Annotated in this window: 12 protein-coding genes; 6 read left to right on the forward strand and 6 right to left on the reverse strand. The window is 64.6% G+C overall.

All coding sequences use genetic code 11. The annotated features are described in order from the left end of the window. Window positions 1-63: 63 nt before the first annotated feature. The 6 genes from LQ249_RS14110 (at window position 64) to LQ249_RS14135 (ending at window position 7,168) form a co-directional block, all read left to right on the forward strand. Window positions 64-1,404, forward strand: a complete 1,341-nt coding sequence (locus LQ249_RS14110; protein ID WP_232566559.1) for a lysine N(6)-hydroxylase/L-ornithine N(5)-oxygenase family protein — start codon at window positions 64-66, stop codon at window positions 1,402-1,404. A gap of 16 nt (window positions 1,405-1,420) precedes the next feature. Continuing rightward, window positions 1,421-1,774 (forward strand): cupin domain-containing protein, encoded by a 354-nt coding sequence (locus tag LQ249_RS14115; RefSeq protein ID WP_046383247.1) that lies wholly within the window; start codon window positions 1,421-1,423, stop codon window positions 1,772-1,774. After that, the gene (locus LQ249_RS14120) at window positions 1,771-2,895 is read left to right on the forward strand and encodes an NAD(P)/FAD-dependent oxidoreductase (protein WP_232566560.1); all 1,125 of its coding nucleotides are present in this window, start codon (window positions 1,771-1,773) and stop codon (window positions 2,893-2,895) included. The genes LQ249_RS14115 and LQ249_RS14120 overlap by 4 nt, the downstream gene beginning before the upstream one ends. 4 nt (window positions 2,896-2,899) lie before the next feature. Next, on the forward strand, window positions 2,900-4,522 hold the full coding sequence (locus LQ249_RS14125; protein ID WP_082107752.1) for a methionine--tRNA ligase: 1,623 nt from the start codon (window positions 2,900-2,902) through the stop codon (window positions 4,520-4,522). Beyond that, on the forward strand, window positions 4,515-5,639 hold the full coding sequence (locus tag LQ249_RS14130) for an NAD(P)/FAD-dependent oxidoreductase (protein WP_169865879.1): 1,125 nt from the start codon (window positions 4,515-4,517) through the stop codon (window positions 5,637-5,639). Before LQ249_RS14125 ends, LQ249_RS14130 begins: the two co-directional genes overlap by 8 nt. 188 nt (window positions 5,640-5,827) lie before the next feature. Continuing rightward, on the forward strand, window positions 5,828-7,168 hold the full coding sequence (locus LQ249_RS14135) for an ABC transporter substrate-binding protein (RefSeq protein WP_057005524.1): 1,341 nt from the start codon (window positions 5,828-5,830) through the stop codon (window positions 7,166-7,168). Between the two features lie 62 nt (window positions 7,169-7,230). Here the strand turns inward: LQ249_RS14135 and LQ249_RS14140 are convergent, their stop codons facing one another. From LQ249_RS14140 to LQ249_RS14165, 6 genes are all read right to left on the reverse strand, one after another. Then, window positions 7,231-8,511, reverse strand: coding sequence for an OprD family porin (locus LQ249_RS14140; RefSeq protein ID WP_046383250.1), 1,281 nt, complete (start codon window positions 8,509-8,511; stop codon window positions 7,231-7,233). Window positions 8,512-8,542: 31 nt separating this feature from the next. Continuing rightward, a complete protein-coding gene (locus LQ249_RS14145) occupies window positions 8,543-9,679 on the reverse strand; it encodes an ABC transporter substrate-binding protein (RefSeq protein ID WP_046486463.1) in 1,137 nt (378 codons plus the stop codon). Between the two features lie 50 nt (window positions 9,680-9,729). Beyond that, entirely contained in the window at window positions 9,730-10,485 is a 756-nt protein-coding gene (locus tag LQ249_RS14150; RefSeq protein WP_232566609.1) for an ABC transporter ATP-binding protein, read from the reverse strand. A 5-nt stretch (window positions 10,486-10,490) separates the two neighbouring features. Beyond that, window positions 10,491-12,257 carry a branched-chain amino acid ABC transporter ATP-binding protein/permease gene (locus LQ249_RS14155; protein ID WP_232566561.1) on the reverse strand — a complete coding sequence of 589 codons (1,767 nt, stop codon included), beginning with the start codon at window positions 12,255-12,257 and terminating at the stop codon, window positions 10,491-10,493. Then, a complete protein-coding gene (locus tag LQ249_RS14160) occupies window positions 12,257-13,294 on the reverse strand; it encodes a branched-chain amino acid ABC transporter permease (protein WP_046486461.1) in 1,038 nt (345 codons plus the stop codon). The genes LQ249_RS14155 and LQ249_RS14160 overlap by 1 nt, the downstream gene beginning before the upstream one ends. A gap of 456 nt (window positions 13,295-13,750) precedes the next feature. Then, window positions 13,751-14,332 carry a TetR/AcrR family transcriptional regulator gene (locus LQ249_RS14165; protein ID WP_017847303.1) on the reverse strand — a complete coding sequence of 194 codons (582 nt, stop codon included), beginning with the start codon at window positions 14,330-14,332 and terminating at the stop codon, window positions 13,751-13,753. Window positions 14,333-14,522: the final 190 nt, after the last annotated feature.

Consider the following 14,522-nt stretch of genomic DNA (forward strand, 5'->3'; position numbering starts at 1 on the left):
GTTTTCGTGACATTCGCGAGGCGTCGCTGCACCTGAAAAACATCATCAATAGGGATAATGATCATGAATCTGCGTTCTGCACCTGCAGTTGTCGATATGGCGGGGATCGGCATCGGTCCGGCCAACCTTAGCCTGGCGGCGCTGGCCCAGCCCAAACCGAGCATTAGCGCAGCGTTCTTCGAGCGCAGCAGCGAATTTCAATGGCATGCGGGGATGATGGTGCCCGAGGCCAAACTGCAGGTGCATTACCTCAAGGACCTGGTCAGCCTGGTGGACCCGTCCAACCCGCTGTCATTCCTCGCTTACCTGGCGCAGAAAAAACAGCTGCTCAGTTTTATCAACGCGCATTTCGAGCAGGTGCTGCGCCGCGAGTTCAACCAGTACTACCGCTGGGCGTGCAGCCAGCTGCCGAATCTGCATTTCAACAGCGAAGTGCGTTCGGTGACGTTCGATAACGGCCTGTTCCTGCTCCAGGGCGATACCTGGGCGCAACCGGCGCGCCACCTGGTGTTGGGCACCGGGCAGCAACCGTCGATCCCGGCGTGCGCGCAGGCGCATCTGGGCGATACGCTGTTTCACTCCTCGCAGTACATGACCCGCAAGCGCAGCTTCAAAGACCAGCGCGTGGTGGTGATCGGTGGCGGCCAGACCGGGGCCGAAATCATCCAGCACCTGCTGTCCGACACCGCCGCCTTGCCCGCCAGCGTGACCTGGGTCTCGCGGCGCTGGAATTTTTCGCCGCTGGATGAGTCGCCGTTTACCAACGAGCTCTACACCCCGCAGTACAGCGACCACTTTTTCGCCCAGCCCGAGGCCGTTCGCCGGCCATTGCTGGTCGAGCAAAAACTGGCGAGCGACGGCATTTCCCAAGCGTTGTTGCAGTCGATTTATCGCCGCCTGTACGAGCTCAAGCACGTCTTGCAGCACCCCTGTCACATTCGCCTGCTGCCCGGGCGCGAGTTGACCTCGATTCAGCAGCGCCCCCATCACTGGAGCCTGTTGATGGCGCACGGGCACAGCCAGGTGCAGGAGGAACTGAGTGCCGACACCGCGGTGCTGTGTACAGGCTATGCCTACCAGATGCCGGCGTGCCTGGCGGCGCTCGAATCACGGATTACCCGATGCAACGGCGAGTACGTCTTCAACGATGACTATTCCGTCGCCTGGGATGGGCCGCAGGGCTCGGCCATCTATGTGCAAAACGCCGCGCGCAGCCAGAAAGGCATCGCCGACCCGAACCTGGGCCTGATCCCCTGGCGTTGCGCGAACATCATCAACAGCGTCAGCGGGCAAGCCCTGTACGACTTGGATGAGCCCGAGGCGTTCGTCCAATGGGGCGCCAACGAAGTATTCGACGAGGTCGGCGATGCGCGTTTCGATCGCCTGACCGCTCTCGCCAACTAGACCCAGGAGCCCGGTCATGGAACCCATCACACTTGCCCCCAACGGCAATGCCCCGGTGATTCGAGAAACCGAGGAGCCCGTGGCGCCGGAAGGCGTGCGCCTGTACCTGCACCACTTTGCCGGCAAACTGGCCAATGCGCCGATCCAGTCATCGCGTTTCACCCTCGAGCCACACAGCGCGACCGACGAAGACAAGCACGCCGTGAACGAAATCTGGTTTATCAGCGGCGGCGAGCTGGACGTCTTCTACGACGGCACCTGGCACGCGGTCAGAAATGGCGAAAGCCTGTATTTCGCGCCCTGGCGGCCGCATTTCGCGCGCAACAACGGCACGACCCAGGTCCAGGTGTTTTCGGTGTGGTGGGCATGAGCATGGAGCAGCACTTCGACCTGGTGATTGTCGGAGGCGGCATTATCGGTGCCTGGGCGTTGCATCATGCGACGCAACGCTATCCCCACTGGCAGATTCTGCTGATCGACCGCTACCGCATCGGCGACGGGGCCACCGCCCATTCGGCGGGTGTGCTGCTGGCCACCGGCCGCTCGCCGCGCGAACGGAGCCTGGCCGGGGAGAGCGCCGAGCTGTATCGGGCCCTGCGTGATCGCCTGGGCATCCGCACCACCCAGGCGCCGGTGTACTGGCTGGCCGAACGCAGCTTTAGTGCAGACATCGAGCAGGCCCTGGTCGATGCGCCGGTTCAGCCCGCCGACTTGTGCGTGGCGGACCTGGGCCCACGCCTGGGCGCCTCACTCAAGGTTGGCGCGAACGAAAGCCTGTTGCGTGGCGGCACCGCCGAAAGTTATGAGCCGCCGCTGGTGGCGCGGTTGCTGATCGGCCACAGCCTGGCCAGTGCCCATGTGCGCTGCATCGAAGGCGTGGGCGTGCAGCAGATCGATGCGCTGGGCAGCGGCACGCGCATCACCCTGGCCGACGGCGCCACGCTGCGCGCCCGCCGCACCCTGGTTGCCACGGGGCCGTGGGTCAGCGAGCCGCCGTTCGACGCGCTTGCCGCGCGCCATGGGCTGCGGGTGAAGAAGGTGGTGGCCCTGCATATCGACGGCGTACCGCCGAGCAACGCCGCGGCGCTGTTCCTGCCGCAATCCGACGCTTACCTGATGCCATTGGCAGCGCGTAACCAGTGGTTGTTCAGCTTCCGGTGCGATGAATGGGACGTTGCGCCGCGCAAACATGCACTGGAAATCAACCGCCACGATGTACAGGTGGCCACCCGCACGCTGGCGCACTACCTGCCCGAGCTGGTGGCCCGCAGTCGCGGCGGCCGGGTGTTCTGCGACAGCTACAGCCCCGGCGGAGAGTCGCAGGTGAGCTTCGACGCCGGGCAGAACCTGGTGTTTGCCGGCGCCGGCAGCGGCGCCGGTTTCCGCCTGGCACCGGGCATTGCCCGCGAAGCCGTGGACCTGCTCGTCGCCCAGTGGCCCGATGCGCCCGCTACCGCCAAACCCACCCTTTCTACTGTTTCGATGGATTGAAAAGATGACCGCTATCGCCGCGCAAACCTTCTTCCTGATGCCCATCCCGCCCACTCCGAACGGCAGGCTGCACCTGGGGCATATCGCCGGGCCGTACTTGCGCATGGACATGCTGGGGCGCTACCTGCGCAGCCAGGGCCATCGTGTCGACGTGGTCTCGGCGGTCGACGGCTTCGACTCCTATGTGCTGTGGAAGGCCCTGCAAGAGCAGCGCACGCCCGAAGCCGTGGTGCGCGACTATCACGGGCAAATCGCCCATGACCTGCGCGCGCTGGATGTCGAGGTGGATGACTTCCTCGACCTGGTGCAAGGCCCCTATGCGCAGCAGCATGCGCGCAATGCCCAGCGCACGGTGGAGCGCCTGGTGGCGCTCGGGGTGACGCAAAGCGTGGTCGAACGCGTGCTGTATTGCCCGGACACCCGGCGCTACATGGCGGGGGCCTGGCTGCTGGGGCAATGCCCGTATTGCCGGGCGGGGGCGGGCGGCTATTTTTGCGAAGCCTGCGGCGCGCTGTTTCGCCCGGAAGCCATGCTTGACCCGCAACCGCGCATGGGCGACAGCCCCCTGCATTGGGTTGAGGTCGAAAGCCTGTTTCTGACCGTCGCCCACCCCGAGCAGTTGCTGCAGCGCATGGCGACCTCCGGTGCGCCGGCGTCGATCGTCGAGGTGATTGCGCGCTTCCTGGAACGGGAAAACGGCCGGGTGCGGCTGACCGCGCCGGGCGAATGGGGCGTTGCCTGGAGCCCGGACCGCTTCGGCAACCCGCGCGTGCTGTTCGAATCGGGCTGGGAGTATGCGCTGACCTGCGCCGACCGATCCCAGGAACAGGCGCCCGAGCACGGCCATGCCATGCTGCGCAGCAGCGAGGTGACGACGCTGGTCAGTTTTGGCATCGACAACGCGGTGCTGCTGTTGGCCGGCAGTGTCGCGGTGATGGATGCGTTGCAGGATCACCGCTCATTCGATTACGTGTTGACCAATTACTTCTACAACCTGCAAGGCGCGAAGTTTTCCACCAGCCGCCTGCATGTGGTGTGGGCCGCCGATATCGTCGAAAAGACCCCGGCGACCAGCGACGCGGTGCGTTACTTCCTGAGCCGCGAAAGCCCCGAACAGGGCGAAACCAACTTCGCCGTGGAGGAGTTTGTCGAGGTGGTCAATGTGGACCTGGCCGGTGCGCTCGACGGCCGCATCGACCTGGCGCTGGCCGCCCTCGATCACACGCGGCCGCAGTCCATCGACCCGGCGCTGTGGCCGGCCCTGGAGCTGGCCGTTACGCGGTTGGGGCAGGCCTTCCGGTTGGACGCGGTGTCGGTGCGCGAAGCCTGGGACGTGCTGCATCAATGGATGCAACGCCCCGACCTGGACGTCACGCAGCCCGCCCACGCCTACCTGTGGCTCAAGGGCCTGGCGTACCTGGCCGCGCCGATCATGCCGCGCCTGGCCGAGTACCTGTGGCAGCGCCTGGGGCATGACGGTTTGCCGCTGATCCAGGCGCTGCACGCTGCCTCGCAGCCACGTCCGCAGACCTCGGCGCGCCCGCGCTTTGCGCCGCTGTCGCCGGCCGCATTGGCGCCGTGCCTGCCGGCCAGCGTGGTGCTTGCCGGGGCCACCAGCGATGCATGAATACGCCGACGTTATCGTGATCGGCGCCGGCACCACCGGCACCGCCGCAGCCTGGCACCTGGCGCGGGCCGGGGCGTCGGTCAGGCTGCTCGATAAAGGCGCGATTGCCAGCGGTTCGTCGGGCGCATCGCCGGGGATCGTGCGGGCGTATTATGCCGACCCCGCCCTCAGCTACCTGGCGACGCAAGGTGTGCGGGCCTATCGCGAGTGGCCGCAGCACTATCCCGGCGCATGCGGCTACCAGCGCACGGGGTTCCTGACCGGTATTGCCGGGCACGCGCAAGCGACCACTCAGGCCAATGTCGCGCGTCTGCGGGCAGCGGGCGCGCCGCTTGAATGGCTCTGCCCCGAGCAGATACGGGAACGGGTGCCGGACCTGTACACCGATGGCCTGGCGGGCGCGGTCTACGAACCGGACGCCGGTTATTGCGACCCGCGTCTTACCGCGCGCAGCTTTGCCGCCGGTGCGAGCGCCCTGGGCGCGGTGATCGAAGAGGGCCGGGCGGCGCGGCGGATTGTGCGCCAGGCCGGCCGCGTCATCGGCGTGCAGACCGACTGCGGGTTTATCGCCAGCAGCCATGTGATCAACGCCGCCGGGCCATGGGCCGCCGCACTGGCCGCCGAGTGCGGCGCGCCGCTGCCGATTCACGCCACACGGCAATGCGTGGGCATTCTCGAGGTCTGCGGCGCGGATAAGCCGATGCCGGGCTACTGCGACCGCGACGTCGGCTTCTACCTGCGCCCGGATCGCCCCGGCAGCTACGTGATCGGCGCGCTGGGCGGCGCCGAAGGGGCGCCCATCGACCCGGATGCCTTCGACGGCACCTTCAGCGACACTCAGGTGTTGGCCTACCGTGACCGCGCCGCGCAACGCGTGCAACGTCTACTGGGCGCACAGCCGATCGGGCGCCGCGTGTCGTTCTTCGATGACACGCCGGACGGTAATCCGCTGCTCGGCCCGGACCCGCGCGTGCCGGGGTTGTTGGTCGCGGCAGGGTTGAGCGGGCATGGTTTCAAGTTCGCGCCGTTGTTCGGACAGGCGATCGCGCAGTGGGTGTTGACGGGGGAGATGTCGGCGGCGATGGCGCCGTTTGCGCTGCAGCGGTTTATCGGCTGACGGGACGTGCTCAGGCTGTTGGTGGGGCAACAGCAGTTCAATAAACTGTGCGATCGCGCAGGCTTAGGTTCTGCGTAAGGTGCTGAATTTAAAGGCTTATGGGTTTGGCATGAATTGTGTTGTCAGTCGATAGGCACTGACCCGACAACGGGAGGGATAACCCCCACTTTTCAAAAGAAACCACACCCATGCACAACACCTTGCAACGCACGTTTATTGCCGGCCTGCTGGCAATCGGCACCTTGGGCGGGCTGCTGCCGGCCGCGGCCCAGGCGGCCAATGATCAACAGTTCATCCCGCTGGCGACCTACCGGGTCGGCGCCTACGCCTCCAGCGGCATCCCGTGGTGGGCGGGGGAGATCGACTACTTCCGCTATATCAATGAGGTCGAAGGCGGCGTGAACGGGGTCAAACTGGTCTGGCAAGAGTGCGAGACCGAGTGGAAGACCGACCGTATCATCGAATGCTACGAACGCTACAAGGCCGGCCTCGACGGCGCGCCGACCGGCTTCTTCTTCACCCACAGCACGCCGGCGTCCTATGCGCTGATGGACCGCGCCGCCGTCGACCATATCCCGCTGATCGACGGTGCCGGCGGGCGTACCGAATCGACCGATGGCCGCGTGTTCCCTTACGCCTTCCCGCTGTTGCTCAACTACTACGGCCAGGCGTCGGTGGGGATCAACTACATCGCCCAGCGCGAAGGCGGCCTGGACAAACTCAAGGGCAAGAAGATCGTCACGGTCTACCACGACTCCGCCTATGGCCGCGAAACCCAGGCGGCGATGCAATTGCTCGCGCAAAAGTACGGTTTCGAGAATATCCAGATCCCGGTGGCGGACCCCGGCAACGAGCAGTCGACCCAATGGCGGCAGGTCCGTCAGATCAACCCGGACTGGGTGTTCCTGCGCACCTGGGGCGTGTCCACCCCGGTCGGCATCAAGACCGCCGTGCGTTTTGGCATCCCGGTGGACCGCCTGATCGGAGACGTGTGGGCCGGCTCCGAAGCCGATGTGATCCCCGCGGGCACCGCCGCCAAAGGCTACCAGGCGCTGGCGCCGTTCCCCGGTGGCGACAGCTTCGAGATCCACCGCAAACTCAAGCAGTTCATCCTGGACCCGGGCAAGAGCAACCTCAAAGACCCGAGTTACTTCGGCAAGGTCTACTACAACATCGGCCTGATCAACGCGGCCATTGCAGTCGAAGCCTTGCGCACCGGCCAGGCTAAGTTCGGCAATCGTGGGCTGAACGGTGAGGAAACGCGCTGGGCGTTCGAGCATTTGGACATCGACGCCGCTCGCATCAAGGCGTTGGGTCTCGAAGGCTTGCTCGCGCCGTTGAAACTGTCCTGCGCCGACCACGAAGGCGGCGGTTCAGCCCGGGTGCAGCAGTGGGACGGGCAAAAATGGGTGCTGGTGACCGACTGGGTCCAGGCCGACCGCGCCACCTTGCGCCCGTTGATCGAGGCCAAGTCTGCCGCGTATGCCCAGGAGAAGGGCATCGCGGCGCGCGACTGCGCGGCCGAGTAAGCCTCAACGCAAAACACCCCGGAAAGCCGGGGTGTTTCGCAACGGGTTAACCTATTGAGGCTTTACCAGAGCGCCAAGGTGTAATCGATGTTCACCCGCAGTTCGTTGTCATCGCGAAACGAAGCGGTAGGGGCGAAGTCATTGCGGTACCAGGCATGGCGCAAGCGGAACGCGACGTTCTTGAAGGTGCCGCTCTGCACCACATAAGACAGCTCTATGTCTTTTTCGCTCTCGCTGCGATCACTGCCGCCCAATGCACTCGGTAGTTCGATATGGCTGGCGTCCAGATACCGCAGCATGCCCTTGAGCCCGGGAACCGCCAGGGCGGCGAAGTCATAGTCGTAGCGGACCTGCCAGGTGCGTTCCTTGGGGTTGAGGAACTCGCTGCTCAAGGCGCCTTCACTGACCACCATCGGTTCTGAACCGGCGATGTAGGGCATTGCCGTGTCACCGCTCAGTTGCATGTAACCGAGCCCGAGGCTGTGGGCGCCCAGGCTGTAGGTGCTCATCACGCCGAAGGTGCGGTTGTCGACCTTGCCCGCTTTGGCGGGGCCGTCCTCGCCACTGATGTGGTAGCGCACATCGGTTTTCACCCGCCCCGGGCCCAGTGGGCGATTGTCGATAAACCCGACGAAGTCCTGGCGATAAATGTCCGCAAGTTCCGCGTGGTAGTACTTGAGTGTGAGAGCGTCGGACCATTTGTAGTCGCCGCCGGCAAAGCTGAAGCTGTCCGATTCGGCCGCACCGTTGAAGCGCCGGTTGGGCGAGGCCAGGGTGATCTTCTGGTAGTTGGTCGAATCGCGCTGGTTCATGCGGTCGAGCCAGCCGGCATTGAGCGTCAGGTTGTCGATGTCCTGGGACTTGAGCTGGGCGCCGCGAAAGGTCTGTGGCAGCAGGCGCGTCGGGCTGGCAAACAGGATGGGCAGGTTCGGCGCGAGCGTGCCGCCCTGCAGTTCGGTTTTCGATACCTTGACCTTGCCGGTCAGCCCCAGTTCTGAATAGCTGTCGTTCGGCTGGCGAGTGACCGGGTTGTACGACAGCAGGCCGGTGCCGGTGCGATCGGGGCTGGAGTCGAGTTTCAAGCCGAGCAGGCCTTGGGCATCCAGGCCAAACCCCACGGTGCCAGGGGTATAACCGGAAGTGAAGCGCAGGATGAAGCCCTGCGCCCATTCACGGGTGGCCGATTGCGCCGAGTCGCCTTTGTAGTCGCGGTCGAAGTAGTAGTTGCGTGAAGTCAGCGTGGCCTTGCTGTCTTCGATAAAACCCTGGGCCAGCAGCGCGGGGCTGATGCTGCACAGCGTACCGAGGGCGAGGGTGGTGTGAACCCGTTTCAGAGTACTCATGGACGTTGCCTTTTTATTATTGTTGTCGGGGTTATTCAGGGGCATGCAAGAGGACCCACTGCTGATCCTGCACCGTCACCAGTGCGCGAGCGCGCTGGTCGTGGCCGAAGTGGTCGGTGGCGCTCAGGTTGTACACGCCGTGGGTGCCGACCACGTTGCGGGTCTGCTCTAGCTGGTCGCGCAGTTGCTCGCGAAACGCTGGCGTGCCCGGTGTGCTGCCTTTGAGCGCGGCCGGCACGGCGGCCTCCACCAGGCGCATGGCGTCGTACAGGTAGGCGCCGAATGGCGACAGGCTGTTGGCGCCGTACTGGGCCTGGTAATCCTGCGCGTATTGGCTGGCGATGGCTTTGGACGGGTGGCTGGCCGGCAGTTTGTCCCACACCACCACGGGCCCCACGGGCAGGATCGCGCCGTTCAAGGCTTTGTCGCCGATGCGCAGGAACGCGCTGTTGGCCGCACCATGGGTGTGGTAAATGGTGCCCTTGTAACCCAGGCGCCGCAGTTCGGTGTGGGGCAGGGCCGCGGGTGTGCCGGTGGCGCCGATCAATACCGCATCGGGCTTGCTGCTCATGACCTTCAGGGCCTGGCCGCTGACCGACGAGTCGGTGCGGTTGAAGCGCTCGTCTCGCACCAATTGGATGCCTGCCGCCGGCGCCATCTCGCTCAGCACTTTGTGCCAGTCTTCGCCCCACACATCGTTGTAGCCGATATACGCCAGGGTTTTTACGCCGGCTTTTTGCATGTGCTCGATCAGCGCCTCGGCCATCAAGGTGTTGGTCTGGGCGACGGTGAAAATCCAGGTCTGTTCGCCGCTTGCCGGGGCGAATGGGGCCAGGGCGATCTGCGCGGTCTTGCTCTCCTTGGCGATTTGCGCCACGGCCGCCGAGGTGGGCACGGTGGTGGAGCCGATCAACAGGTCGACACGGTTTTCGCTCACCAGTTTGCGCGCGTTCTTGGCGGCGGCCGTGCTGTCGCTGCCGTCGTCCAGTACCACGTATTTCACCGCCTGGCCGGCAATTTCCTTGGGCAACAGGGCCACGGTATTGCGCTCGGGAATACCCAGCGAGGCACCGGGGCCGGTGGTGGAGAGAATCACGCCGACGGTCATGTCCGCCTGTGCGGCGGCAGACAGTGAGGCCAGCAACAGCAAGGGAAAAATCGATCTCATACACGCTCCTGATATTTTTTTTATGGTGTGGCAAAGGCTGTGGCAGGGCGCTACGTGCCGGTAGCGCTGGTGACCTCCATGGCGGCTCGGGTGGGTGGGCGGCCCAGGTAGATTTCGGCCACCTGGGGGTTGTTGGCCAAGGCTTGGGCGCTGCCTTCAAGCACGATTTCCCCGACTTCGAGCACGTAGCCGTAGTCGGAAATCTTCAGCGCGGCGCGGGCGTTTTGCTCGACCAGCAGGATCGACACGCCGCTCTGGCGCAGGGTCTCGAAGATCGTGAAGATTTCGCCGATCACCCGCGGGGCCAGGCCCAGGCTGGGTTCGTCGAGCATCAGCAAGCGCGGCTTGGCCATCAGCGCGCGGCCGATGGCAAGCATCTGGCGCTCGCCGCCCGACAGGGTGCAGGCCGGCTGACTGCGCCGTTCGTACATGCGCGGGAACAGGCCGAAAACTTCGTCGAGGGTCTTCTGGTGGTCGCGAAAGCCACGCCGATGACGGCTGAAGGCACCCAGGCGCAGGTTGTCCTCGACGCTCATCAGGCCGAACAGTTCGCGGCTTTCCGGCACCAGCGCCATGCCCTTGTCGATGCGCTGGGCGACGTCGTGGTGCGCCAGCAGCGGCTGGCCGGCGTAACTCACCTGGCCCTGTGCTGGCAGCAGGCCGATCAGCGCCGCCATCAAGGTGGTTTTGCCGGCGCCGTTGGGGCCGATCAGGCTGACGATCTGGCCTTCCTCCAGGCTCAGGTTGAGTTGGCGTACCGCTTCGACCTTGCCGTGGCTGATCGTCAGGTTGCGTACATCCAGCAGGCGACTCATTCGACACCTCCAAGGTAGGCGGCAAGCACCGCAGGGTTTTGCTGTATCTGCAGCGGTGTGCCACCGGCCAGGCGCTGGCCGAATTCCATCACCACGATCTGGTCGGCCAGGCCCATGACGAATTCCATGTCGTGCTCCACCAGCAGCACGCCCAGGCCTTCGCCGCGCAGTTGTTCGAGCAGGTGGGCGAGTGCCAGCTTTTCGCCATGGCGCAGCCCGGCGGCGGGTTCGTCGAGCAACAGCAACAGGGGGTCGCTGCACAGCGCCCGGGCAATTTCGACGATGCGCTGCTGGCCCAACGGCAGGCTGCCGGCGGGGGTGTGCAGGGCGGCGCCCAGGCCCACGCGTTCGATCTGGCGCCGGGCTTCGGCCAGCAGGGCGGCTTCCTCTTCGCGCTCCAGATGCAGCATCGAGCGCAGCAGCCCGGCTTTGCCCCGGGCATGGGCGCCGAGGGCGACGTTTTCCAGGACGCTCATGTCCGGCAACAAGCGCACGTGCTGGAAGGTGCGGCTGACGCCCAGTCGGGCGATGGCACGCGGCGACAGGCCGTCGATGCGCTGGCCGAGAAAAACGATCTGGCCGGCATTGGGCGCGAGCACCCCGGACAACAGATTGAACAGGGTCGACTTGCCCGCGCCGTTGGGACCGATCAGCGCGGTGATTTCGGCGCCATTGACGGTCAAACCCATGTCCTTGTTGGCCACCAGTCCGCCAAACTGCTTGAGCAGACCTTCTGCGACCATCAACGGCTGCCCGTTGGCGGGCATCGTCCGGCGGGGCAGCGCATGGGCCGGGTGCTCGGGCAGCGGACGGGGTTGTGCCCTCGGGAACAGGCCGCTCAGCAATGGCAACAGGCCGCCACGGGCGTATTGCAGGACCAGGATCACCAGCACGCCGAAGAAAATCATCTCGACGTTGTCGGCGTGTCCGAACAGCTGTGGCAGTACGTCTTGCAGCACCTGTTTGATCAGGGTCAGCAGGGCTGCGCCGAGCAGTGCGCCCCAGAGGCTGGCAACGCCGCCGAGCACGATCATGAACAGATACTCGATACCCATCACCACCGAGAACGGCGTGGGATTGACCACCCGTTGCAGGTGCGCGTACAGCCAGCCCGACAACGCCGCGAGCAGGGCCGCGATGATGAACACCTGCAAGCGGCTGCGCGCCGTGTCGATGCCCATCGCCTCAGCCATGCCGGCGGAATCCTTGAGGGTGCGGATGGCGCGGCCTTGGCGGCTATGCAGCAGGTTGTCGAGCAGCCACAGGCTGATCGCCAACAGCAGCCCAATCAGCAGGCTGAAGTCGGCCGGGTCGCGGACCTGCCAGCCGAACAGGCTGATATTCGGCAGGTTTTGCAGGCCGCCGAAGCCGCCCAGCCCGGGCAGGTTGCCGAACAGGTAGAACAGCGCCAGACCCCAGGCCAGGGTGCCGATGGGCAGGTAGTGGCCGGCCAGGCGCAGGGTCAACAGGCCCAGGCTGGTGGCAACCACAAGGGTAATCGCCAGGCCCGCAAGCAAACCGAGCCAGGGCGACAGGCCATATTGGGTGGTCAGCACCGCGCTTGCGTAGGCGCCGATACCGACGAACGCGGCCTGGCCGAACGAGGTCATGCCGCCGATGCCGGTCAGCAGCACCAGGCCCAGGGCGACCAGGCTGTACAGGCCGATGTAATTCAGCAGCGTGACATGGAAGGTCGGCAGCAGCACTGGTGCCAGGCCCGCCAGAAGCAGCAGGGCGAACAGGGGGATCAGTCGACGGATCATCAGTGTTGCTCCTCAAGGTGAGGGTGCTTCAACGAGAGCCACAGCAGTACCGGGATCACCAGGGTGAACACGATCACCTCCTTGTAGGCCGAGGCGCCGAAGTTGGCGAAGCTCTCCAGAACACCGACGAAAAACGCACTGGCGGCGGCAATCGGGTAACTGGCCAGGCCGCCGAAGATCGCAGCGACAAACCCCTTGAGGCTGATCAGAAAGCCCGAGTCGTAGTACAGGGTGGTCAGCGGGCCGATCAGCACGCCGGAAATGGCGCCGATCAACGCCGCCAGGCCGAACGCTGCCTTGCCGGCCAGCTGTGTGGGGATGCCCACCAGTTGCGCGCCCTTGCGATTCAGTGCCGTGGCGCGCAGGGCCTTGCCATACAGGCTGTGGCCGAAGAACGCGTAGAGCAGGCCGATCAGCAGCAGGGCGCTGGCGATCACCAACAGGCTTTGCAGGCCCACCGGCAGCTCACCGAGCATGAACACCGCTTCGGCCAGGGCATCGGTGCGAACCCCTTCTGCGCCGAACATCAGCAAGCTGATACCCACCAGCGTGATGTGTACGGCCACCGATACGATCAGCAGCAACAGCACCGAGGTCTCGGCCACCCGTTGATACACCAGGCGATACAGCAGCGGCCCCAGCGGCGTGACCAGCGCCAGGGTCAGCAGGATCTGCAACACGGCCGGCAAACCGGCCAGCTCGAAGGTGTCCAGCACCACCCACAGCACCGTCGGCAAGCCCAGGTAGCGTGCCAGCAGGCCGGGCACCCGGCGCGATTGACCACGGCGCAACGCGGCGATGCTGTCCAGTGTGCAGGCGGCCAGCGAGCAGCCGAGCAGCAGCCATAGGGTGCCGGGCATCAGCCCCAGTTGCAGGGTGGCCAGGGTCAGGGCGCTGTAGGTGACGAAGTCGCCCTGGCACACCAGGATGGTGCGCGTCACCGAGAACACCAGCACCAGGGCCAGCGCCACCAAGGCATAAATCGCGCCCGTGGTCAGGCCGTCCTGGGCGAGAAACGCCAGTATCGAGATATCCATGAGCGGCCCTCAGCGAGCGGTAGGAAAGGGAGGCGAAGGTGTGCGCCAGCGGGCGTCGGTCAATGCCGTGCCGGGGTGCTGTCGTCGGGAGGGCGAGGTGTCAAGCGCGCAGGGTGTGGCCGTGCGCAGGGGTGCATGCAAGTGCATAGTGAGGTACCCGTTTTCTATTCTTATTGTCGTGTGGATAAGCCTGAGGGAGCGCCATACACAGCTTTAAAATACACATGTGAATGTGTATGTATAGACTACGCGGGAGGGTGGGCGCTTTGTCAATAGGCGCCGCTGTAACGGTTTGTTTAAAGGCGGGTTTCTAATCTATGTTGTTGTTTTTAGATAAAAAAATAAAATAATCTTTTTCATCTGAAAAGTTCAGTACCCAGTGCGCGTGCTGCTTCGTGATCTTGAAAGATACATTTATGTATTTTTATGAATGCCGACGCAGGTCGGCATCCGGGCTCAGGCGGGGAGGGTGCAGGATTCGGGGATCAGGATGCCGGCCATGCGCTGGCTGCGTTCCAGGCGTTGTTGCGGGGTGTCTTCGCTGTGCAGCAATGACAGGCTGATCTGGTAGGCATAGATCAGGTAGGCGCGGTCCTGGGCATCGCCACTGGGCACGCCGGCCTGGATCAGCAGGCCTTCGATGTAGCTCAGGCGGTGGCTGTCGACTTCGTCGATGGCCTGGCGCGCCTGCTTGTCGCGGCGGGCCCAGCCGCGAATGCCCAGCTCGATCGAGGCGGCGTCCTTGGCGGTCTGCCCGTGGGAGGGCAGTTCGAGCAGGCGATGCAGTTGTTGCAGCGGCGAGCTGTGGGCATTGCGCAGGTGCAGAATCACATCTTCGGTGGCGCGTGCGCGCCAGTTGCCGAGGATGCCTTCGAGCAGTTCCCCGCGACTTTTGAAGTGGTAGTAGAAGCTGCCACGGGTGATCTTCAATTCCTTGGCCAGGGTATCGACCCGCACAGCGTCGACGCCGCTGGTAACCAGGACTTCCTGTGCCGCATGAATCCAATCTTCCCGCGTGAGGTTGGTGCGTGATGACATTGTCTAGGGGCCTTGTCCAACAAGCTGGATAAGCGCCAGGGCACAGCAGCGTTCGACGCCCGCCTTGGCAGCGAGCCGCCATTCTAACGCCCGGCGCAACGACGAAGCTATTGCCAGCGCACCGACTGTGGCCCGCGCATGGGGGCTGCGTGTGCTCGGATTCTAGAGTACATGTGTGTAGGTTGGCTTT

It is taken from the genome of Pseudomonas sp. 7-41 (assembly GCF_021233075.1).
Taxonomy (GTDB): domain Bacteria; phylum Pseudomonadota; class Gammaproteobacteria; order Pseudomonadales; family Pseudomonadaceae; genus Aquipseudomonas; species Aquipseudomonas veronii.